Source organism: Pantoea sp. X-Soil-TKNS-1211, assembly GCF_059730495.1.
Map to the genome: position 1 here is coordinate 3,615,669 of NZ_AP035953.1, position 21,175 is coordinate 3,636,843.

General features: G+C 51.5%; 21 protein-coding genes. 16 read left to right on the forward strand and 5 right to left on the reverse strand.

The genetic code is table 11. From position 1 onward, the window contains the following. Positions 1-140 precede the first annotated feature (140 nt). From AC6I8W_RS16990 to AC6I8W_RS17000, 3 genes are all read right to left on the reverse strand, one after another. A complete protein-coding gene (locus AC6I8W_RS16990; RefSeq protein ID WP_497835941.1) occupies positions 141-902 on the reverse strand; it encodes an EAL domain-containing protein in 762 nt (253 codons plus the stop codon). Positions 903-1,616: 714 nt separating this feature from the next. After that, positions 1,617-3,593: a biosynthetic arginine decarboxylase gene (gene speA, locus AC6I8W_RS16995; RefSeq protein WP_497835942.1), complete on the reverse strand. Its 1,977-nt coding sequence runs from the start codon at positions 3,591-3,593 to the stop codon at positions 1,617-1,619. Between the two features lie 241 nt (positions 3,594-3,834). Next, positions 3,835-4,248, reverse strand: coding sequence for a hypothetical protein (locus AC6I8W_RS17000; protein WP_497835943.1), 414 nt, complete (start codon positions 4,246-4,248; stop codon positions 3,835-3,837). A 140-nt stretch (positions 4,249-4,388) separates the two neighbouring features. Here AC6I8W_RS17000 and metK point away from each other — a divergent pair, with 140 nt between their 5' ends. The 8 genes from metK (at position 4,389) to ruvX (ending at position 11,648) form a co-directional block, all read left to right on the forward strand. Next, the gene (gene metK / locus AC6I8W_RS17005) at positions 4,389-5,540 is read left to right on the forward strand and encodes a methionine adenosyltransferase (protein WP_013510363.1); all 1,152 of its coding nucleotides are present in this window, start codon (positions 4,389-4,391) and stop codon (positions 5,538-5,540) included. Between the two features lie 407 nt (positions 5,541-5,947). Continuing rightward, positions 5,948-7,342, forward strand: a complete 1,395-nt coding sequence (locus AC6I8W_RS17010; protein ID WP_497835944.1) for a sugar porter family MFS transporter — start codon at positions 5,948-5,950, stop codon at positions 7,340-7,342. Between the two features lie 100 nt (positions 7,343-7,442). Beyond that, positions 7,443-7,955 carry a SprT family zinc-dependent metalloprotease gene (locus tag AC6I8W_RS17015; protein ID WP_497835945.1) on the forward strand — a complete coding sequence of 171 codons (513 nt, stop codon included), beginning with the start codon at positions 7,443-7,445 and terminating at the stop codon, positions 7,953-7,955. Between the two features lie 75 nt (positions 7,956-8,030). Continuing rightward, positions 8,031-8,738: a deoxyribonuclease I gene (gene endA, locus AC6I8W_RS17020; protein ID WP_497835946.1), complete on the forward strand. Its 708-nt coding sequence runs from the start codon at positions 8,031-8,033 to the stop codon at positions 8,736-8,738. A gap of 74 nt (positions 8,739-8,812) precedes the next feature. After that, entirely contained in the window at positions 8,813-9,544 is a 732-nt protein-coding gene (rsmE, locus tag AC6I8W_RS17025; protein ID WP_497835947.1) for a 16S rRNA (uracil(1498)-N(3))-methyltransferase, read from the forward strand. A gap of 91 nt (positions 9,545-9,635) precedes the next feature. Beyond that, complete coding sequence (gene gshB, locus AC6I8W_RS17030; protein ID WP_497835948.1) at positions 9,636-10,580, forward strand: glutathione synthase; 945 nt, start codon at positions 9,636-9,638, stop codon at positions 10,578-10,580. Positions 10,581-10,668: 88 nt separating this feature from the next. Further along, positions 10,669-11,232, forward strand: a complete 564-nt coding sequence (locus AC6I8W_RS17035) for a YqgE/AlgH family protein (protein WP_208723660.1) — start codon at positions 10,669-10,671, stop codon at positions 11,230-11,232. Further along, on the forward strand, positions 11,232-11,648 hold the full coding sequence (gene ruvX, locus AC6I8W_RS17040) for a Holliday junction resolvase RuvX (RefSeq protein ID WP_497835949.1): 417 nt from the start codon (positions 11,232-11,234) through the stop codon (positions 11,646-11,648). The genes AC6I8W_RS17035 and ruvX overlap by 1 nt, the downstream gene beginning before the upstream one ends. A 4-nt stretch (positions 11,649-11,652) precedes the next feature. Here ruvX and AC6I8W_RS17045 read toward each other — a convergent pair whose 3' ends face one another. Continuing rightward, positions 11,653-12,645: a type IV pilus twitching motility protein PilT gene (locus tag AC6I8W_RS17045; protein WP_497835950.1), complete on the reverse strand. Its 993-nt coding sequence runs from the start codon at positions 12,643-12,645 to the stop codon at positions 11,653-11,655. A 16-nt stretch (positions 12,646-12,661) separates the two neighbouring features. Here AC6I8W_RS17045 and AC6I8W_RS17050 point away from each other — a divergent pair, with 16 nt between their 5' ends. Genes AC6I8W_RS17050 through hemW form a run of 4 tightly spaced genes read left to right on the forward strand, consistent with a single transcriptional unit; the run spans position 12,662 to position 15,682 of the window. After that, a complete protein-coding gene (locus AC6I8W_RS17050) occupies positions 12,662-13,369 on the forward strand; it encodes a YggS family pyridoxal phosphate-dependent enzyme (protein ID WP_497835951.1) in 708 nt (235 codons plus the stop codon). Between the two features lie 12 nt (positions 13,370-13,381). Beyond that, positions 13,382-13,936, forward strand: a complete 555-nt coding sequence (locus AC6I8W_RS17055; protein WP_021186199.1) for a YggT family protein — start codon at positions 13,382-13,384, stop codon at positions 13,934-13,936. A 20-nt stretch (positions 13,937-13,956) separates the two neighbouring features. Continuing rightward, positions 13,957-14,550 carry an XTP/dITP diphosphatase gene (locus tag AC6I8W_RS17060; protein WP_497835952.1) on the forward strand — a complete coding sequence of 198 codons (594 nt, stop codon included), beginning with the start codon at positions 13,957-13,959 and terminating at the stop codon, positions 14,548-14,550. Continuing rightward, positions 14,543-15,682, forward strand: a complete 1,140-nt coding sequence (gene hemW, locus AC6I8W_RS17065) for a radical SAM family heme chaperone HemW (RefSeq protein ID WP_497835953.1) — start codon at positions 14,543-14,545, stop codon at positions 15,680-15,682. The genes AC6I8W_RS17060 and hemW overlap by 8 nt, the downstream gene beginning before the upstream one ends. A gap of 52 nt (positions 15,683-15,734) precedes the next feature. Here hemW and AC6I8W_RS17070 read toward each other — a convergent pair whose 3' ends face one another. Beyond that, on the reverse strand, positions 15,735-16,469 hold the full coding sequence (locus tag AC6I8W_RS17070) for a GntR family transcriptional regulator (RefSeq protein ID WP_497835954.1): 735 nt from the start codon (positions 16,467-16,469) through the stop codon (positions 15,735-15,737). A gap of 446 nt (positions 16,470-16,915) precedes the next feature. On the opposite strand from AC6I8W_RS17070, the gene tkt reads away from it, so the two are divergent. The 4 genes from tkt to ulaA all read left to right on the forward strand — a co-directional run bounded on the left by tkt (position 16,916) and on the right by ulaA (position 21,159). After that, the gene (gene tkt / locus AC6I8W_RS17075; protein ID WP_497835955.1) at positions 16,916-18,910 is read left to right on the forward strand and encodes a transketolase; all 1,995 of its coding nucleotides are present in this window, start codon (positions 16,916-16,918) and stop codon (positions 18,908-18,910) included. 33 nt (positions 18,911-18,943) lie between these two features. Further along, positions 18,944-19,393: a PTS sugar transporter subunit IIA gene (locus AC6I8W_RS17080; RefSeq protein ID WP_497835956.1), complete on the forward strand. Its 450-nt coding sequence runs from the start codon at positions 18,944-18,946 to the stop codon at positions 19,391-19,393. A 30-nt stretch (positions 19,394-19,423) separates the two neighbouring features. Then, positions 19,424-19,696 (forward strand): PTS sugar transporter subunit IIB, encoded by a 273-nt coding sequence (locus AC6I8W_RS17085; RefSeq protein WP_497835957.1) that lies wholly within the window; start codon positions 19,424-19,426, stop codon positions 19,694-19,696. Positions 19,697-19,782: 86 nt separating this feature from the next. Beyond that, positions 19,783-21,159: a PTS ascorbate transporter subunit IIC gene (gene ulaA, locus AC6I8W_RS17090; protein WP_497835958.1), complete on the forward strand. Its 1,377-nt coding sequence runs from the start codon at positions 19,783-19,785 to the stop codon at positions 21,157-21,159. Positions 21,160-21,175: the final 16 nt, after the last annotated feature.

Here is a 21,175-nt window from a genome sequence, read left to right on the forward strand (position 1 = left end):
TTTCTCTTTGACGACTTCATACATGCTGATGATGAAATCGTACTGAGCCTTGTTAAGCCGCCATCCTGGTAATGGGGACGTTTTATTTCTTAAAATAACAACGGGGAAAATATCTTTTTTATCTAATGGCACTGCGTGAACTACATGAAACTCCTTAAATTCTTTTTTTGGCACGGGTGTTTTCCACACAGATCGGAGGCACTGGAGTCGCTCCATGACTTACCAATAAAATCATTAAGATAGACACTATCCCAATGATAGCCCTGCATACCGCGGATGGCTTTATGCGCCAGAATCTCGATATGGTGTTGATTCTCAATCCCCTCAACAATTACACCACTGCATAAATCGTTGAGATGGCCTAACAGAATGTCGAATATATGACTCTCGCCATATTGCCAAAAAAAAGCCTTATCAATCTTGACACATTCAAATATTCCGCTACTCATCATCGTGAGACTGGAATATCCTGGACCAAAGTCATCCAGCCATAAGGGCGCTATTTTTGCTAACCCTCTTAAAATTAATAGGTCGGCACGAGTGAAACGGGCAATGAAAAAGGCAGAAATTTCGAAGCGGAAGAAAGGCAATAGATCCAGTCTTTGTTGAGTTTTTTCATCAGAAAAGATGCTGGAAACGATATCCCTGTTAATGTTCACACTGATGACCTGCTGAAACCCCTTTTGATAAAGTCGTTCCAGTTGATCAACCTGTCGCAGGAATAGTTGCCATTTTTCCTCAGCCGGTAAGTGGCTGAAAAAACCCGCTTCTCTTGCCGGATTTCTTTCATGTTTAATATCTGCATCATCTGCAAAACGCGTCAGCAACTCCCAGGAAATCACCTTACCGGATAATCCGTAAACAGGTTCCAGTATGAAAGTGTATTGTTGCGGATTGCTCATCAACGCGCCCTTTCGTCACGATTCTGACACACCTGAAATGTCAGAATTTCTCATGTTAAATCCAAGGAAAACATTGGAAAAACTTAACACCTTAACTGAAGATTAACGTATAACTTACAGTTTGAAAAATAGGTTAAGCCAAGCCATTCTTAAGTTTTGATAGGAATGACATATTGATTTTGACATGATGGGTTATAAATCCATGGAAGCGATTTCAGACACTTCCTGGAAAAAATATTGTTTTTTTCGATCTTGACATAAACAGGATTTCGGCAACTAACTGATAAATATTACAAAATTAAATATTAAACGCTGGTTTTAAGTTTTTTATCTGCAAAGTTACAAATTCTTAATAAGAAATTTTTTCCAAAAATTTCCCATAACACATTAGTAATTTAACGTTACTATTGTCACCTCAATGATCAAATTTTAATTATGCATGAAAAATATAACATAACAGAAAATCTGTTTTTTCTGGTCCTATGGCATCATAATTATTGTGGGTATCGAAGGCGACAAATGGCGTGCGGCTTCGCTTTTTTAAATAAATGAATAAGATAGCGTCGCCATCTGTGCTTCATTTCCTCTTTAAATGACGAACGAAATTATCACGGTGATCGCGATCGCAATTTTAATAAAAAAGATAAGGGTAAAAAAATAACGGAGAAATAAATGGACCGAGCCACGAACGTGGCTCGGTAAAGAAGCGATTAATTATTCGTCTTCAAGGTAGGTATAGCCGTATAAACCACTCTCAAACTCTTCAAGGAACTGCGCACGCAGATCTTCGTCGATATCAGTTTGCTTCACCTGATTGCGGAACAGCGTCATCAGCTCCGCCGGGTTCAGCTGCACGTATTCCAGCATATCCGCCACGGTATCGCCTTCATCCGACAACTGCACTTCCACGCTGCCATCCTGGAAAGCGAACACATCAACCGCTTCGGTATCGCCAAACAGGTTATGCATGTTGCCGAGAATTTCCTGATACGCGCCCACCATAAAGAAGCCCAGCATCGGTGGGTTATCGATATCATATTCCGGCATTGGCATGGTGGTGGCAATGCCGTCACCATCCACATAGTGATCGATGGTGCCATCGGAATCACAGGTGATATCGAGCAGCACCGCACGACGCTGCGGCATTTTGTTCAACCCTTCCAGCGGCAACACCGGGAACAGTTGATCGATACCCCAGGCATCCGGCATCGACTGGAACAGCGAGAAGTTGACATAGATCTTGTCAGCCATGCGCTCCTGCAACTCATCAATGATCGGGCGATGTGCGCGGTTGCTCGGATCAAGGTGCTGCTGGATGTAATGACAGATGCTGAGGTACAGCTGCTCCGCCCAGGCACGTTGACGCAGATCATAAGTACCAGAGGAGTAACCGGTGTGGATGTCGAACAGATCCATCTGGCTATCGTGCAACCACTCACGCAGCGAACGACGCACGTTCGGCTCGTGCATCTCCTGCCAGGTATCCCACATGCTCTGGATCGGACGTGGCGCATCCGCATCCGGCGCTTCCGGGTTACTGAATTCGTTACGTTCCACGCCAATAATATTAGAAACCAGCACGGTGTGGTGCGCCGTTACCGCACGGCCCGACTCGGTAATCACTGTGGGATGTTCAAGACCGTGTTCATCACAGGCATCACCAATTGCCCAGATCACGTTGTTAGCGTATTCATTCAGGCCATAGTTAACCGAGCAGTCCGACTGAGAACGCGTCCCTTCGTAATCGACACCGAGACCGCCGCCAACGTCAAAGCATCTGATGTTAACGCCGAGCTTCGCCAGCTCCACATAGAAACGGGCTGACTCACGCACCCCGGTCGCGATATCGCGGATATTTGCCATCTGCGAACCGAGATGGAAATGCAGCAGTTGCAGGCTATCGATACGCCCCGCTTTACGCATGATTTCCACCAGCTGCAACACCTGCGACGCTGCCAGACCAAACTTAGATTTCTCACCGCCGCTCGACTGCCACTTGCCGGAACCTTGTGATGCCAGGCGCGCGCGAATGCCAAGACGCGGCACCACATTCAGGCGTTCGGCCTCTTCCAGCACCATGCGTACTTCCGTCATCTTCTCGATGACCAGATACACCTTGTGGCCGAGTTTCTCGCCAATTAACGCCAGACGAATGTATTCACGATCTTTGTAGCCATTACAGACGATAACCGTCCGTGTTTTGCCTGCATGCGCCAGCACCGCCATCAGTTCCGCCTTGGAACCCGCTTCCAGTCCCAGCGGTTCGCCGGAGTTGACCAGCGACTCAATCACACGTTTGTGCTGGTTTACCTTGATGGGATAGACCAGGAAGTAGTCACCTTTATAGCCGTAAGATTCACGGGCGCGTTTAAAGGCACCATTAATCGAACGCAGGCGATGTTGCAAAATCTGCGGGAAGCAGAACAGCGCGGGCAGGCGCTGACCATCAGCTTCACGTTCTTTTACTAACTTAGCGAGGTCGACGCGAACTTCCGGCATGTCCGGATCCGGGCACACGCTAATGTGGCCTAATTCATTGACGTCGTAGTAGTTATTGCCCCACCAGGCAATATTGTAGGTGCGCAGCATTCGGCTCGCTTCCTGATCATTCATCGCCACCTCCTGCATGGAGCGGAGTACACCCTGTTCGCCAGCTGACGAACCCTTGATATTCTTCATGTCGTCAGACATCACGAACCTCAATTTTCCGTTGAAATATGAAAAAGTTGCCGGGTTTTGTCGTTAATACGCCGGGATAAAAATGCCCCATTTTGCCTGCTTATCCTCAAGAACTGCTGACGTTAAGTGTAAAACACCAGGCCAGGATGCGCGCAACCGGGCCAAAAATAGCCAGGAGTGTCATCATCACCCAAGCGTGAGAAAAATCACCAGGAATGTGGGAACAAGTTAGCCGGCGCTCGTGTCGGGATAATTACCGCAACGAACAAAACTTCGACTGGAGTGAAAAACAGAAGTGGAAATGGAAAGGATTGCCAACGCGCACGTTGAGCGCAGTGAACCGTAAAAAGAGAAAGGTTGGCTCATTACTTTTATCACCTCCAACGCATGGGGAAAACACGCGGAAAACGGCCTGGGTGAAAGCCAGACAAATGCTTATCTGACGGGCGCGACGCACGGCGGCGTCATCCTCTTGGGCTGTGGTCGACAGCAGCGGCGATTTATACAGCCTGACGCATAAAATTGCAAAAGCTTTTGCCTGACCGGCCGATACCCAGATCAATACGGTGATCCGTGTCAGGAAAATTTTCCAGTTCAGCTGTTGCGTAAAATGCGGAAACAGAAAAAGGGCTGGTAATTCGCTCAGTGAGTAACCTAGAATAGCCATCCAGATGCTCATCCATCTAAACTGGTTAACATCCAAGCTTTCTTACTGCTCGCGGCTTTGCCTGAAGGGGCGTTGAGCCTGGTACAACCTCGCTTACGCTATGCAGTCGAATTCAAACCATTTGTAAGGTAAAGAACAGAATGGCTAAACACCTTTTTACGTCTGAGTCCGTATCAGAAGGACATCCTGATAAAATCGCTGACCAAATTTCCGACGCCGTGCTCGACGCCATCCTTGAACAGGATCCGAAAGCGCGCGTGGCCTGCGAAACTTACGTGAAAACCGGTATGGTACTGGTTGGCGGCGAAATCACCACCAGCGCATGGGTCGATATCGAAGAGATCACCCGTAATACCGTTCGTGAAATTGGCTATGTTCATTCCGATATGGGCTTCGATGCCAACTCTTGCGCAGTACTGAGCGCCATTGGTAAACAGTCTCCGGACATCAACCAGGGCGTTGACCGTACCGATCCGCTGGAGCAAGGTGCTGGTGACCAGGGCCTGATGTTTGGCTACGCCACCAACGAAACTGACGTGCTGATGCCTGCACCGGTGACTTACGCGCACCGTCTGGTTCAGCGTCAGGCTGAAGTACGTAAAAACGGCACCCTGCCGTGGTTGCGTCCGGATGCAAAAAGCCAGATCACTTTCCAGTACGATGGCGGCAAAATTGTCGGTATCGATGCCGTGGTGCTGTCGACTCAGCACGCGGAAGAGATTTCTCAGGCTGACCTGCGTGAAGCTGTGATGGAAGAGATCATCAAGCCGGTTCTGCCGACTGAGTGGATCAATGCCAGCACCAAATACCACATCAACCCGACTGGCCGCTTCGTTATCGGTGGCCCGATGGGTGACTGCGGTCTGACCGGCCGTAAAATCATCGTGGATACCTACGGCGGCATGGCGCGTCACGGCGGCGGTGCTTTCTCCGGTAAAGATCCATCTAAAGTTGACCGTTCTGCGGCTTACGCTGCACGCTACGTGGCAAAAAACATCGTTGCGGCTGGCCTGGCTGATCGCTGTGAGATTCAGGTTTCCTACGCTATCGGCGTGGCTGAGCCGACCTCTATCATGGTGGAAACCTTCGGTACTGAGAAAGTGGCAACCGAGCAGCTGACCCTGCTGGTACGCGAGTTCTTCGACCTGCGTCCGTACGGTCTGATCCAGATGATGGACCTGCTGAAGCCTATCTACAAAGAAACTGCTGCTTACGGCCACTTTGGTCGTGAACACTTCCCATGGGAAAAAACCGACAAAGCTGCACAGCTGCGCGAAGCTGCTGGTCTGTAAGTTTTTACCCTTGCAGTACCCCAACAGGGAGGCCATTTGGCCTCCCTGTTTGTTTTCAACCCTAATAACCCCGCCTGCTATGCTAACAACAATCCATTCACAACAAATTGTTAACGATTACATTTTGAAACGCTTTAAATATCTGTGATTTAGGAATTTTGCAGCGTGGTTATTCCTGTAAAAATGCGTTATTTTCAGCGTCGTCTGATAGCCGATATTTAGAATGATGTCAGAAACTTAACGGGTGCTATACCTTACTGGTTACAGAACCATTTTGGGCGAAAAATGCTGAATTCCAGGGTTTCAGCGAGTGTAACCGATTACATTGATGTGATCGCCCTCACTTTTTCTCGCAAGCAGGTTCCTTAACATTGATAAAAACAACGATAGATAAATTTGGAGGCAATATGCCTGGCAATACTCATAAAAGCAGAACCTCAAATAAGGCCATGACCTTGTTTGTCTGCTTTCTCGCGGCTCTGGCCGGCCTGCTGTTCGGCCTGGATATCGGTGTTATCGCTGGTGCCCTGCCCTTTATCGCTAAAGACTTTAACGTGACTGCACACCAGCAAGAGTGGATCGTCAGCTCTATGATGTTTGGTGCAGCCGTTGGTGCCATCGGCAGCGGTTGGATGTCATCACAACTGGGCCGTAAAAAAAGCCTGATGGCCGGAGCCATTCTGTTTGTCATTGGTTCCCTGTGGTCGGCCTTTGCACCTAACCCGGATATGCTGATTGTTGCCCGCGTGGTGCTCGGCCTGGCCGTGGGTGTGGCGTCTTACACCGCACCGCTGTATCTTTCTGAAATCGCTCCAGAAAAAATCCGCGGCAGTATGATTTCCCTGTATCAGCTGATGATCACCATCGGTATTCTGGCGGCTTACCTGTCCGACACCGCGTTCAGTGATGCTGGCGCCTGGCGCTGGATGCTGGGCGTGATCACCATTCCGGCGCTCCTGTTGTTGGTTGGTGTGGTGTTCCTGCCAAACAGCCCACGCTGGCTGGCAGCAAAAGGCAACTTCCGCGATGCGCAGCGCGTGCTGGATCGTCTGCGTGACACCAGCGAGCAGGCGAAACGTGAGCTGGATGAGATCCGTGAAAGCCTGAAGATTAAGCAATCAGGCTGGCAGCTGTTCCAGAGCAACAGCAACTTCCGCCGCGCAGTGTTCCTCGGCGTGCTGTTGCAGGTGATGCAGCAATTCACCGGTATGAACGTCATCATGTACTACGCACCGAAAATCTTTGAAATCGCCGGTTTCGCCAATACCACTCAGCAAATGTGGGGCACGGTGATTGTCGGTCTGGTGAACGTCCTCGCGACCTTCATCGCTATCGGCCTGGTAGATCGCTGGGGCCGTAAACCGACTCTGGTGCTGGGCTTCCTGGTGATGGCTGCCGGTATGGGCATCCTGGGTACGATGCTGCACGTGGGCATTCACTCAGAAGGTGCGCAGTACTTCGCGGTGGCTATGTTGCTGATGTTTATCGTTGGCTTTGCCATGAGCGCCGGTCCGCTGATTTGGGTGCTGTGTTCTGAAATCCAGCCGCTGAAAGGCCGTGATTTCGGTATCACCGTCTCCACCGCGACCAACTGGATCGCCAACATGATCGTCGGTGCCACCTTCCTGACCATGCTGAACTCGCTGGGCAACGCGCCGACCTTCTGGGTCTACGCTGGACTCAACGTATTCTTCATCCTGTTGACCCTGATGCTGATTCCGGAGACCAAAAACGTCTCACTGGAGCACATCGAGCGCAACCTGCTGTCAGGTAAAAAACTGCGTGAAATCGGTCAGGAATGATCGCAAGCGTAACGAACAAGGGCTGCCTGCGGGCGGCCCTTTTTTATGGCACATCCCGCAGTAGTTGAGTTCCCCACCGCAACACCTTATGCTTTCCGCCATGAAAACGCCCCGCCTGCCGATTGCCATACAACAAGCTGTGATGCGCTCACTGCGCCAGTTCCTGCAACTGGCAAATGAGCGGCTGGAACGCAGCTATCCCGAACCGAAGCTGATCTATCAACAACGCGGCACGGCAGCAGGCACCGCCTGGCTGGAGAAGTGGGAAATCCGCCTTAACCCGGTGTTGCTGCTGGAGAATCAACAGGCGTTTATCGACGAAGTAGTGCCGCACGAACTGGCGCATCTGCTGGTATGGAAAACCTTTGGCCGTGTGGCTCCTCATGGCAAAGAGTGGAAATGGATGATGGAGGAAGTGCTGGGCATTCCCGCACGTCGCACACACCAGTTCGAAATCGACTCAGTGCGAAGCCGCACCTTTGCCTACCGCTGCCGTTGTCAGCAACATCAGCTCACCGTGCGCCGTCACAATCGCGTGCTGCGTGGCGAAAGCGAATATCGCTGCGTACATTGCGGCACCCTCTTGCAAGCCGGTGAATTTTCAGCAAGTTAGTCGCAAATCTCATTTCACCTCCGAACACATTCTGCTAACCTGCCGCCTTTTTTCGCATCAGGTTAAGTTTGGAATATGTCTCGCAAAATTATTATCGCCCTGACCTTGTTAGTCGCCCCGCTGAGTGCCTGGAGCCTCAACCTCAATAATTATCATCAGAACAACTTCCAGCAGGCCAAAGAATATGCGGCATATATCAATGCCGATGCGCCCGGCAGTTTCTACTGCGGCTGCAAAATCAACTGGCAGGGTAAGAAAGGGTTACCGGATCTCAGCAACTGTGGCTATAGCGTGCGTAAAAATGCCAATCGCGCAGCCCGCATCGAATGGGAGCATGTGATGCCAGCCTGGGAGTTCGGTCATCAGCGCCAGTGCTGGCAAAACGGTGGTCGCAAAAATTGCAGTAAAGATGCCGATTACCGCCGTATCGAGAGCGATCTGCATAACCTGGAGCCAGCAATAGGTGAAGTGAATGGCGATCGTGGTAACTTTCAGTACAGCCAGTGGAACGGTGGTGATCAGCCCTATGGCCAGTGCAGCATGAAGATCGATTTTAAACAGAAGCTGGCGCAACCGCCGGAACGCGCCCGTGGTGCCATTGCCCGTACCTATTTCTATATGCGCGATCAATACAAACTGAGCCTGTCACGTCAGCAAACTCAGCTATTTACCGCATGGGATAAGCAATATCCGGTCACGCCGTGGGAGTGCGAACGCGATCAACGCATCGCCAAAGTGCAGGGCAATCATAATCCTTATGTGCTTCAGGCTTGCCAGCGCTAAAACCGCTACCCTACACTAGCTGCTTTCCGATTGAGCCGTGCCGTTGGCACGGCGTTAACGCTGGCAGGAACTACATGCGTATACCTCGCATTTTTCACCCCGACCCCCTTGCTGTGAACAGCGAAGTCTTCCTTGATGAAGACGCCGCCAACCACGTTGGACGTGTGCTGCGTATGAGCGCAGGCCAGCAGCTTGAGCTGTTTGATGGCAGTAATCTGACTTTTGTCGCCGAAATCACCCAGGCTGATAAAAAGCGTGTAAAAGTAAGAGTCCTTGACAGTCAAGAGGATGATCGCGAATCACCGCTGCATCTGCATCTTGGGCAGGTGATGTCGCGCGGCGAAAAAATGGAATTCACTATCCAGAAATCAATCGAACTTGGCGTCAACGTTATTACCCCCTTGTTTTCTGAGCGCTGCGGCGTAAAGCTGGATGCCGAGCGTCTGGCGAAGAAAATTCAGCAATGGCAGAAAATTGCAATTGCCGCCTGTGAGCAGTGTGGCCGTAATCGCGTGCCGGAGATTCGTGAAGCAATGATGCTGGAAGCCTGGTGCAGTGAAGCTGATGACGGGCTAAAACTGAATTTACATCCACGCGCCAGCCACAGTATCAACACGCTGCCGCAACCCGTTGAACGCATCCGTCTGTTGATTGGTCCTGAAGGGGGTCTGTCGACAGAGGAGATTGGCATGACAGCACAGCACGGTTTCACTGATATTCTGTTGGGACCACGCGTGTTACGCACCGAAACCACCGCCCTCACCGCCATTACGGCACTTCAGGTGAGGTTTGGCGACCTCGGTTAAGGGATACTTTCGGGTTGTAAGAAGGCGTCAGCCTGAGAATGGCGTCCAGACTAAGCAGGGGCAGTGACTTCCCCCCTTTGAGGAGAGAATAATGATTAAGCTTGGCATCGTTATGGACCCGATTTCGTCCATCAACATTAAAAAAGACACCAGCTTCGCCATGTTGCTGGAAGCGCAGCGTCGTGGTTACGAAATTCATTACATGGAGATGAACGATCTCTCCCTGCGTGGTGGCGTGACTTATGCCCGCACGCGTCTGCTCAGCGTCGAGCAAAATTACGATAAATGGTATGAATTTGGCAGCGAGCAGGAGATCAAGCTGGCTGACCTCAATGTGGTGTTGATGCGTAAAGATCCACCGTTCGACACCGAATTTATCTACGCCACCTATCTGTTGGAGCGCGCTGAAGAGCAAGGCACGCTGATCGTCAACAAACCGCAGAGCCTGCGTGACTGCAACGAAAAACTCTACACCGCGTGGTTTGCCGATCTCACTCCGGACACCCTGGTGACACGCAGCAAAGAGAAACTACGCGCCTTCTGGCAGGAACACGGTGATGTCATCCTGAAACCGTTGGATGGTATGGGTGGTGCATCGATCTTCCGCGTGAAGCAGGATGATCCTAACTTCGGCGTTATCACCGAAACCCTGACCAATCACGGGCAAAACTTCTGCATGGCACAAAACTACCTGCCTGCAATTAAAGAAGGTGACAAACGCGTGCTGGTGGTTGACGGTGAACCGGTGCCTTACTGCCTGGCGCGTATTCCGCAGGGCGGTGAAACCCGTGGTAACCTCGCAGCAGGTGGACGTGGTGAAGCACGCCCACTGAGTGACAGCGATTGGGAGATCGCGCGCCGCGTTGGGCCAACGCTCAAAGCAAAAGGGCTGATTTTTGTCGGTCTCGACATCATCGGTGATAAACTGACGGAAGTGAACGTAACCAGCCCGACCTGCGTGCGTGAAATTGAAGCCGCCTTCCCAATCTCCATCACCGGTATTCTGATGGATGCGATTGAGAAACGTCTGGGCTAAGGATGCCGTCGGAGCAAGCCGCTCCGTGAATCTCCCCAATACCGGTATTGCTGCAGCAATGCCGGTAATTTTTGGTATACGAGTGAGAATGAATTTACAGCATCATTTTTTGATTGCGATGCCATCCCTGCAAGATCCCTTCTTCAAACGCTCGGTCGTGTACATTTGCGAGCATAACGAAGATGGTGCTATGGGCTTGATTATTAACAAGCCGATGGAGAATCTGACGGTCGAAGGCATCCTTAAAAAGCTTAAAATCAGCCCATCAGATCGCGATCCAGCTATCAGGCTGGATAAACCGGTATTCGCTGGCGGCCCGCTGGCGGAGGACCGTGGCTTTATTCTGCACTCTGCTCAGCGTGTCTACTCCTCCAGCATCCGTATTTCCGACACCACCGTGATCACGACCTCCAGAGATGTGCTGGAGGCGATTGGCAGCAGCTCGCAACCCGAGCACGTGCTGGTGGCGCTGGGTTACTGCGCATGGGAGAAAGATCAGCTGGAAAACGAATTGCTGGAAAACGCCTGGCTCACTACGCCTGCCTCCAGCACCATTCTGTTCCAGACGCCAATCGCTGAACGCTGGCGTGAAGCCGCGAAATGTCTGGGCGTGGATATCCATAATATGACCAATGATGCAGGGCACGCCTGATGACCAGTGAGACCTTACTGGGTTTTGATTTTGGCACCAAAAGTATCGGCGTCGCCGTCGGTCAGCAGCTGACTGGTACCGCACGTGCGCTGACCGCGCTTAAAGCGCAGGACGGTACACCGGACTGGAGCCTGATCGAGCGGCTGCTGAAAGAGTGGCAGCCCGACTACGTAGTGGTGGGTCTGCCGCTCAATATGGATGGCAGCGAACAGGAATTGACCGCCCGTGCACGTAAGTTTGCCAACCGCCTGCATGGCCGTTTTGGGGTGCGTGTTGAACTTCAGGATGAACGCCTCAGTACCGTCGAAGCCCGTGCCGGTTTGTTTGAACGTGGTGGCTACCGGGCGCTGCAAAAAGGCGCCGTTGATTCGCAATCGGCGGTCATCATTCTCGAAGATTGGTTCGACACCCACTGATCATTCAGATCAACCCGGCCTGTTGTCGCGCCTGTTCGCTCTGGGCGAAAGTTTGCATACCGGCCTGTGCGCCGGTTTGCAGTACCCCCGGCAACTGATGCATTTTTCCTTCGCGAATCAGGTTAGCCACCGCAGGCGTAGCCACCAGCACTTCAAACAACCCAATCCGCCCTCCCTGCTTAGCGGACACCAGCCGTTGCGCCAACACCGCTTTCAGGCTTCCCGCTAACTGACTCCGTACCAGGTTTTTCTCCTCAGCGGGGAACACATCGACCAGCCGATCCACTGCCTGGGTCGCACCACGCGTATGCAGGGTAGCCAGCACCAGATGACCAGTCTCGGCGGCGGTTAATGCCAGACGGATGGTTTCGCTATCACGCAGTTCCCCCAGCAGAATCACATCCGGGTCTTCGCGCAGCGCCGCTTTCAGCCCCTGACGAAACGAAGCGCAGTGTGCCCCCACTTCCCGCTGCTGAATCAGCGAACGCTGGCTGTGATGGACAAACTCGATGGGATCTTCCAGCGTCAGAATATGCCGTGACTGTTCGCGGTTCAGGCTATCGACCAACGCCGCCAGGGTGGTGGATTTTCCGCTACCGGTCGCGCCGGTGATGAGGATTAAGCCCTCTTCCAGCAGAAGCAATTGCTCAACCACCGGCGGCAAATCCAGGCTGGCGAGCGTTGGTACCTGGCAGGCAATCAACCGCAAGGCCAGTGACAACCCCTGGCGTTGCAGAAACAGATTGGCGCGTAAGCGCACACCATCTGTCATCGTGATGGCAAAATCGACGTGCCCTTCGGCCTCCAGCGCCGTTTGTTGCGTGGTATCCAGCCACTGCACCATAAAGGCTTCCAGCCAGGCCGGTTCCAACGCGGGTTGCTCCGGGATTGGCTCCAGCACCCCTTGCCGCCGCCAGTGTGGCAAATGTCCGCTGCAAAGGTGCAGATCAGCAGCGTTATGCTTTACACTAAGCGCCACAACTTTATCCAAATCCATTGAAATTCTCCTGACTATGACTTCCATTGAGCACAACTTACAGCAAGTACGCGAGCGTATCGCCGCTGCTGCCGCGCGTTGCGGACGCGCTCCAGAAGAAATCACGCTGCTTGCAGTGAGTAAAACCAAACCTGTGAGTGCGGTCGAAGAAGCCATTGCTGCCGGCCAACGGGCGTTTGGCGAAAATTACGTGCAGGAAGGGGTTGAAAAAGTCACCACGCTGGCCGCACATCCTGATCTGCAATGGCACTTCATTGGGCCATTGCAGTCGAACAAAAGCCGCCTGGTGGCGGAGCATTTTGACTGGTGCCATACCGTGGATCGTCAACGCATCGCGCAACGTCTCAATGACCAGCGTCCGGTGCACCTGCCACCACTTAATGTGTTAATTCAGGTAAATATCAGTGACGAGAACAGCAAATCTGGCATCATGCTGGAGGCGCTGCCGACGTTGGCACAAGAAATTTCTGCCTTGTCACAGCTACGTTTGCGAGGCCTGATGGCGATTCCGGCACCCGAACAGGATTATGATCGTCAGTTGGCGGTCTGCCAGCAAATGGCTGCCGCGTTTCATGCCTTGCAACAGGATTACCCTGACGTCGATACGCTTTCTCTGGGAATGAGCGACGACATGGAAGCGGCCATCGCCGCTGGCAGTACTATGGTGCGCATCGGCACCGCCGTATTTGGCGCGCGAGATTATGCGCGCACTTCACAACAATAATTGAGGAACCTCATGTTAACAATGACGTTTTTAGTCAAAACGCTGATCGACCTGTACGTGATGGTATTACTGCTGCGTATCTGGATGCAGTGGTCGCGCTGTGACTTCTACAACCCGCTGTCGCAGTTTGTCGTGAAGATTACCCAGCCAATCATCAAACCGCTGCGCCGGGTGTTGCCCGCCCTGGGACCGATTGATACCGCCTCGTTACTACTGGCATTTGTGCTGACCACCCTGAAATACCCGATTCTGCTGTTGATTCAGGTTGGCGTGTTCTCAGTCGATCCGACCAACCTGCTGGTTGGCTTGTTATCTTTGCTGAAGTCGGCCGGTTATCTGGTGTTCTGGGTGATTATCATTCGTTCACTGATGAGCTGGATCAGCCAGGGTCGTGGCCCGATTGATTACGTGTTGATCCAACTGACCGAACCGCTGATGGCACCGATTCGTCGTATTCTTCCGGCCATGGGTGGCATCGATTTTTCTGCCATGATTGTGATTCTGGTGCTGTATGCACTGAATTTCCTCGGCATGGACCTGTTCCCGGGTCTCTGGTATTTGCTGTAATTCGTTAATCTGGAACTGTTATGCAAAAAGTTGTTCTCGCCACCGGCAATCCGGGCAAAGTACGTGAACTGGCCGACCTGCTGGCGGCCTTTGGTCTCGATATCGTGGCGCAAACCGAGTTGGGTGTGGAGTCAGCGGAAGAAACCGGTCTGACTTTTATCGAAAACGCCATTCTCAAAGCGCGCCATGCCGCGCAGATCACCGGTCTGCCCGCCATTGCTGACGACTCAGGTCTGGCGGTCGATGCGCTCGGCGGCGCGCCGGGTATCTACTCCGCCCGTTACGCGGGCCTCGATGCCAGCGATCAGCAGAATCTCGACAAGCTTCTGGTCGCACTGGAAAACGTAGCGGATGGCGAACGTCAGGCACAGTTCCACTGTGTGCTAGTTTATGTGCGTCATGCCGCCGATCCAACGCCGCTGGTGTTCCACGGTAGCTGGGCCGGTGAAATTACCCGCTCCGCTGCCGGTCAGGGTGGCTTTGGTTACGATCCGATTTTCTATATCCCTGAATTGGGCAAAACAGCGGCTGAGCTGAGTAAAGATGAAAAGCGCGCCGTTTCTCACCGTGGCAAAGCATTGACGCTGTTACTGGATGCGATGCGCAATGCCTGATTTACCACCGTTAAGCCTGTACATCCATATTCCATGGTGTGTGCAGAAGTGCCCCTACTGTGATTTCAACTCGCACGCATTGAAAGGCGAAGTGCCGCACATCGAGTATGTGCAGCACCTGCTGAACGATCTTGAGCAGGATTTGCCGCTCACCAGCGGACGCGAAGTCCGTACCATCTTTATTGGTGGTGGTACGCCGAGTCTGTTAAGCAGCAATGCGATGCAGATGCTGATGGATGGCGTACGCGCACGACTACCGCTGGCGGCCGATGCAGAAATCACCATGGAAGCCAACCCCGGTACGGTAGAAGCCGATCGCTTTAGTGGTTATCAGCGAGCCGGGATTAACCGTATTTCGATTGGCGTGCAGAGTTTCAGCCCGCAAAAGCTGGAACGTCTCGGACGTATTCACGGACCGGAAGAAGCAAAACGCGCAGCGCATCTCGCTGCTGGTCTTGGGCTACGCAGCTTCAACCTCGATTTGATGCACGGCCTGCCGGACCAGTCGCTGGAAGAGGCGCTCGACGATCTCCGCCAGGCGATTGCGCTCAATCCACCACATCTGTCGTGGTATCAGCTGACGATTGAGCCAAATACGTTGTTTGGTTCACGTCCTCCAGTGCTGCCGGATGATGACGCGCTGTGGGATATTTTCGAGCAAGGCCATCAGTTGCTGACTGCCGCCGGTTATCAGCAATATGAAACCTCAGCCTACGCGAAACCCGGTTATCGCTGCGAGCATAACCTCAACTACTGGCGCTTCGGTGATTACCTCGGTATTGGTTGTGGTGCCCATGGCAAGCTGACGCAGCCAGATGGTCGCATTGTGCGCACGGTGAAAACCCGTCATCCACGTGGTTTTATGAAGGGTAACTACCTTGATAAACAGCATGATGTCGCGGATGCAGACAAACCGTTCGAGTTCTTTATGAACCGTTTTCGTCTGCTGGAGGCCGCACCGCGCGCCGATTTCCGCCGTTACACCGGGCTGGATGAAGCCGTGATTCGTCCGCAGATTGATGCGGCGATTGCAGCGGGTTATGTGCTGGAAACGGAACAACATTGGCAGATTACGGAAAAAGGTAAGTTGTTCCTGAATTCGCTGCTGGAGTTGTTCTTAGCTGAAGAATAGCCCCGACGTAGCGGCACGATTTATCGCGCGTGTTTAAAAAACGCGTGATAAATCAGCCTCGCTCGGTATTTTGTCGCAGCTGAAGCAGGTTGGTATTAATCAGCGCGATATTCACTTCGCATGGCGTGCCATCATCCAGATAGACCGTTTCGCTGATCTCCAGCACCGCATCATTTTCATTCAAACGCAAAAGATTAAGTTGATCGCTATCGGTTAAGTTGATGGCACTTAAGTTCTGATCCCTGCGCTGAACTTTCTTCCCGGTAAGCTGTTCAATATACGAGTATTTGGATATCTCCAGCTTGCTGAATTCCATACTGCTAAACATGCTGACCGGCAGATGGATATGTTCCAGCGCCACCGGGATATCATCAAAACACATCAGACGGACGATTTTATACACCTGATCGCTGTTCTTAATGCGTAATGACTGCGCCATATCCGGCGTTGGCACCTTCATGATGCTGACAGTGATAACTTTCCTTATGCCTTTATAGCCTTTTTTCTGCGCCTGATAATCAAAAGGTGACAGCGCATGAAAACGGCCAGAATGGTTACTTTTGCCGATCGAGCCAACAAACAGACCGGATCCTTTAACCCGGTAAATTCGCTGCTGTTCAATCAAAATCCTTGTTGCTTCGCGCACCGTCGCTCGGGTAATACCGATGTTCTTGGCTATCGCAATTTCGGTGTCGAGCTTATCGCCAGGCAGAAGCCCGTCCTCTTTTATTTTACGGAGGATGTAATCGACAACCTCTTTCTGCTTCTCAGTAATGCCATCGACCATCAACGTTCTTCCCGATAAGAGTAGGCTCCGGCACATGTATGCCCGAGTTTATTTTCTGAGTACCAGCCTGAGCGCATGAGGATGTGATCCAGTTAACGAATTTGCACTCAACCTCAGGGTGTCCAGCCAGATTTCAATCTTACATATTGTATCTATACACGTCCATGTGCATTATCAAGATGACTAGACACATTAAACATGTCTAGACTTAATTACAAATGCAAATGTGTGACCAAAGATACAAAAACACGCACACCATAAAATACTAATATATTGATATTAATCATAAATAAAAAACACATCATGTATCGACAGTATGACGCGCACAACACCAGGGCGCAGTAACAATCAGGTCGCAAGAACTATATGACTGTACATACTTGTCATTAGCTTCCTGCCAAGAGTCCAGGTTACTGTAGAATACAGAGCTAAAGCGAGAGCCGTTCATGGTAAACAGAGAGTTAGCAAACGCGATTCGATTTCTGAGCATTGATGCAATCCAGCAAGCCAATTCAGGGCATCCTGGCGCGCCGATGGGAATGGCGGATATTGCCGAAGTGGTGTGGCGTCATCACTTACGCCATAACCCAAAGAACCCGCAGTGGTTCAACCGTGACCGCTATGTTCAGTCCAACGGGCATGGTTCCATGCTGCTTTATTCCTTGCTGCATCTGACCGGCTATGATGTGACCATTGAAGACATCCGTCAGTTTCGTCAGCTGCACTCCCGCACCCCAGGACACCCCGAATACGGTTATACGCCGGGCGTAGAAACCACCACCGGCCCGCTTGGCCAGGGCGTGGCGAATGCGGTTGGGATGGCAATTGCCGAAAAAGCGCTGGCGGCTCAATTTAATAAACCGGATCTCGCACTGGTCGATCACTATACCTGGCTATTTTTAGGCGATGGCTGCCTGATGGAAGGGATCTCCCATGAGGCATGTGGTCTGGCGGGCACCTTGCAGCTTGGCAAATTGATTGCCGTCTGGGATGACAACGGCATCTCTATTGATGGTCATGTGGAAGGCTGGTTCTCTGAAGATACTGCCGCCCGCTTCCGCGCTTATGGCTGGCATGTGATTGAAGGTGTCGACGGGCATGATGCGGCGGCAGTGGATGCTGCGGTACGTGAAGCCAAAGCGGTGACGGACAAACCCAGTCTGTTATGTTGCAAAACCATCATCGGTTTTGGTTCACCGAATAAGGCCAACAGCCACGATTGCCACGGCTCAGCCCTCGGCAGCGCAGAGGTTGCACTGGTGCGTGAAGCACTAAACTGGCCGCATGCCCCCTTTGACATTCCTGATGCGATCTACCAAGCCTGGGATGCAACCGAGCAGGGTGGCAAAAACCAGCAAGAGTGGGATCACCTGTTTGCCAGTTATCAACAGCGTTGGCCGGAACTGGCAGCTGAATTTAGCCGTCGTATGCAGGGTGAACTGCCCGCGAACTGGGCAGCCGATATGGATAGCTACATCACCGCATTGCAGGAGACGCCAGCCAACCTGGCTACTCGCCAGGTCAGCCAGCAGTGCCTGAATCATTTTGCCGATTTGCTGCCAGAATTGATGGGCGGCTCGGCGGACCTGTCACCATCAAACCTGACCCGGCAGCAAACCTCTGTTGATTTCAGCGCTGAAAATCCGGCAGGAAATTACATCTCATACGGTGTGCGTGAATTCGGTATGTCCGCCATCATGAATGGCCTGGCGCTGCACGGCGGTTTTATCCCCTACGGCGGCACCTTTCTGATGTTTATGGAGTACGCACGTAATGCGGTGCGTATGGCGGCGCTGATGAAAATCCGTTCGGTCTTCGTCTATAGCCATGACACCATCGGTCTCGGCGAGGATGGCCCGACACATCAACCTGTTGAACAGTTAGCCTCACTGCGACTGACGCCAAATATGGAAACCTGGCGTGGCTGTGATCAGGTAGAAGTGGCGGTGGCATGGCGTCAGGCCATTGAACGCCAAAATGGGCCAACCGCACTGATTCTCACCAGGCAACCGCTCGAGCAGCAGCCACGTTCGGCCAGCCAGGTCGCTGATATTGCCCGTGGCGGTTATGTCCTTGCCGATTGTAATGGCAAGCCCGAGTTGTTGCTGATCTCATCCGGTTCAGAAATCGAGCTGGTGGTCGCCGCTGCTAAAGTTCTGCGTGAAGAAGGACGTAAAGTGCGGGTGGTTTCCCTGCCCTGTACCGAACGTTTCGATCAACAGGATGAGCATTATAAAGAATCGGTGCTGCCAAAAGATGTGCGTCAACGTCTGGCGGTGGAAGCCAGCATTGAAGGATTCTGGCAACGTTACACCGGTCTGGATGGGAAGGTGATTGGCATGAAATCATTTGGTGAGTCAGCACCTGCCAACGTCCTGTTCAAACATTTTGGCTTTACGGTGGAAAATGTACTTGAGACTGCCCGTAGCTTGCTGAAGTAAGCACCGAACACGACTTTAATTCAGGAAATAACTATGTCGAATCTGTCACAGTGGCTGAATGAGGAAAAGATCCAGTACCTGGAAAACGTCTCCGACTGGAAAGAAGCCATTCAGGTTGCAGGCCGCCCCCTGCTGAATGAAGGGGCCATATCTCAGCAGTATATTGATGTCATTATCCAGCAAAAAGAGAACATTGGTCCCTATTTTGTTATCGCGCCACGCATCGCCATGCCACACGCGCGCCCTGAGCAGGGAGCACAAAAACTCGGGTTATCGATTGTCAAACTGGGTCATGCGGTCAAATTTGATGCTGATGAAAATGATCCAGTTGATGCTATTTTTATGTTCTCAGCACCGGACAGTAACAGCCATATTGAAATGATTTCGCAACTGGCTGAAGTCCTTTCCGATGACGAGACAATGAGTCGATTATTCAACTCTCGCAGTAAAGAAGAATTAAGCGCCATTTTATTGGCAGATTAATTAAAAAGACTAGAAACCAAGAGGTGTGATATGAAAATCATGGCGGTTTGTGGCTCAGGCCTGGGAAGCAGTTTCATGATGGAAATGAACATTAAAAAAGTTCTTAAAGCCATCGAGATCTCTGCGGATGTTGAACATTCTGATCTGGGTTCTGTTACCCCTGATGTTGCTGACGTTTTTGTGATGGCTAAAGACATTGCCTACAGCGCTAACTTGCCTGAAGACAAAGTGATCATTATCAATAACATTATTGACATCAAAGAGCTTGAGCAAAAGATTCGCGAATATTTTAATAAAGTCTGACTCAACCTTCTCTACCCTTGATAATTCAGGTTGCAACCAGGGTCTATGCAACCTGAAAAAATAGAACGCTTACCGCTGAGGTTAATATGTTTATCCAAAACCTTTTATTGGTAGTTGTCGACGTGCTGAAAGTGCCTTCAATTCTGGTAGGATTGGTGGCGTTATTTGGTCTGGTCGCGCAAAGAAAACCGTTCCCGGATGTGATTAAAGGTACGGTAAAAACTATTCTGGGTTTTTTAGTGCTGGCTGGTGGTGCCTCTGTATTGGTCGGTTCACTGACCCCACTCGGTGATATCTTCAAGCAGGCATTTGATGTACAGGGTATTATTCCTAACAACGAAGCGATGGTCTCCATTGCACTGGAAAAATACGGTGCGCCTACCACGCTGATCATGGCGTTTGGTATGGTGGCGAATATTGTTGTTGCCCGCTTTACCCGCCTGAAATATATCTACCTTTCCGGTCATGTGACGTTTTATATGGCCTGCATGGTGGCAATTATTTTGTCGGTGGCGGGTTTCGAAGGCGTCCAGCTTATTTATACTGGTTCGCTGGCACTTGGCATGCTGATGGCATTTTTCCCGGCACTGGCGCAACCGCATATGCGTAGAATTGTCGGACATGACCAGGTCGCCTTAGCCCATACCGGGACGGTCGGTTATGTGCTGTCTGGCTGGATTGGTTCATTGGTCGGTAAAGGTTCAAAATCGACCGAAGAGATGAACATGCCAAAAAACCTGAGTTTTTTGCGCGACAGCACCATCTCAATTTCCCTGACCATGATGATTATCTACTTTATTTTGTCTGCTTCAGCGGGTAAAGAATATGTGGAAACGCATTTCAGCCACGGTCAAAACTATCTGGTCTATTCATTCGTACAGGCCATCACCTTCGCAGCTGGCGTATTTATTATCCTGCAAGGTGTGCGTTTAATTCTGGCTGAGATCGTACCGGCGTTCACCGGCTTCTCTGAAAAGCTGGTGCCAAATGCCCGTCCGGCGCTCGACTGTCCGATTGTGTTCCCTTACGCGCCGAATGCGGTACTGGTTGGCTTTATTTCCAGCTTCGTCGGTGGTCTGGTTGGATTATTTATCCTCGGCCAGCTGAAATGGGTGCTAATTTTGCCTGGGGTCGTACCTCACTTCTTCTGCGGTGCCACCGCCGGGGTATTTGGTAATGCGACCGGAGGTAAACGTGGTGCTATGCTGGGTGCATTCGCCCATGGCGTATTAATTACTTTCCTGCCGGTAGCGCTGTTGCCGGTGCTGGGTGCACTTGGATTAACCAATACCACTTTCTCGGATACCGACTTTGGCGTAACCGGGATCATTCTGGGTAATATGGCCCGATATATGGACAAGGGCACCATCACCATGGTGATTACCGGGATTTTCGCTCTGCTGGTTATTTATAACTTTGCCACCAGCAATAAAAGCGTGGCAAAAGAAGTGAAAGGCGAATAAAACACATTTCCTTAAA

Bases quoted from the DNA above. Each gene is read 5' to 3' on its own strand.
- ruvX (WP_497835949.1), top strand. From the start codon at position 11,232: ATGACCAGTGAGACCTTACTGGGTTTTGATTTTGGCACCAAAAGTATC.
- AC6I8W_RS17060 (WP_497835952.1), top strand. From the start codon at position 13,957: ATGCAAAAAGTTGTTCTCGCCACCGGCAATCCGGGCAAAGTACGTGAA.
- AC6I8W_RS17085 (WP_497835957.1), top strand. From the start codon at position 19,424: ATGAAAATCATGGCGGTTTGTGGCTCAGGCCTGGGAAGCAGTTTCATG.
- metK (WP_013510363.1), top strand. From the start codon at position 4,389: ATGGCTAAACACCTTTTTACGTCTGAGTCCGTATCAGAAGGACATCCT.
- AC6I8W_RS17035 (WP_208723660.1), top strand. From the start codon at position 10,669: ATGAATTTACAGCATCATTTTTTGATTGCGATGCCATCCCTGCAAGAT.
- endA (WP_497835946.1), top strand. From the start codon at position 8,031: ATGTCTCGCAAAATTATTATCGCCCTGACCTTGTTAGTCGCCCCGCTG.
- rsmE (WP_497835947.1), top strand. From the start codon at position 8,813: ATGCGTATACCTCGCATTTTTCACCCCGACCCCCTTGCTGTGAACAGC.
- gshB (WP_497835948.1), top strand. From the start codon at position 9,636: ATGATTAAGCTTGGCATCGTTATGGACCCGATTTCGTCCATCAACATT.
- AC6I8W_RS17080 (WP_497835956.1), top strand. From the start codon at position 18,944: ATGTCGAATCTGTCACAGTGGCTGAATGAGGAAAAGATCCAGTACCTG.
- AC6I8W_RS17055 (WP_021186199.1), top strand. From the start codon at position 13,382: ATGTTAACAATGACGTTTTTAGTCAAAACGCTGATCGACCTGTACGTG.
- AC6I8W_RS17015 (WP_497835945.1), top strand. From the start codon at position 7,443: ATGAAAACGCCCCGCCTGCCGATTGCCATACAACAAGCTGTGATGCGC.
- AC6I8W_RS17045 (WP_497835950.1), bottom strand. From the start codon at position 12,645: ATGGATTTGGATAAAGTTGTGGCGCTTAGTGTAAAGCATAACGCTGCT.
- hemW (WP_497835953.1), top strand. From the start codon at position 14,543: ATGCCTGATTTACCACCGTTAAGCCTGTACATCCATATTCCATGGTGT.
- ulaA (WP_497835958.1), top strand. From the start codon at position 19,783: ATGTTTATCCAAAACCTTTTATTGGTAGTTGTCGACGTGCTGAAAGTG.
- tkt (WP_497835955.1), top strand. From the start codon at position 16,916: ATGGTAAACAGAGAGTTAGCAAACGCGATTCGATTTCTGAGCATTGAT.
- AC6I8W_RS17010 (WP_497835944.1), top strand. From the start codon at position 5,948: ATGCCTGGCAATACTCATAAAAGCAGAACCTCAAATAAGGCCATGACC.
- speA (WP_497835942.1), bottom strand. From the start codon at position 3,593: ATGTCTGACGACATGAAGAATATCAAGGGTTCGTCAGCTGGCGAACAG.
- AC6I8W_RS17050 (WP_497835951.1), top strand. From the start codon at position 12,662: ATGACTTCCATTGAGCACAACTTACAGCAAGTACGCGAGCGTATCGCC.
- AC6I8W_RS17000 (WP_497835943.1), bottom strand. From the start codon at position 4,248: ATGGCTATTCTAGGTTACTCACTGAGCGAATTACCAGCCCTTTTTCTG.
- AC6I8W_RS17070 (WP_497835954.1), bottom strand. From the start codon at position 16,469: ATGGTCGATGGCATTACTGAGAAGCAGAAAGAGGTTGTCGATTACATC.
- AC6I8W_RS16990 (WP_497835941.1), bottom strand. From the start codon at position 902: ATGAGCAATCCGCAACAATACACTTTCATACTGGAACCTGTTTACGGA.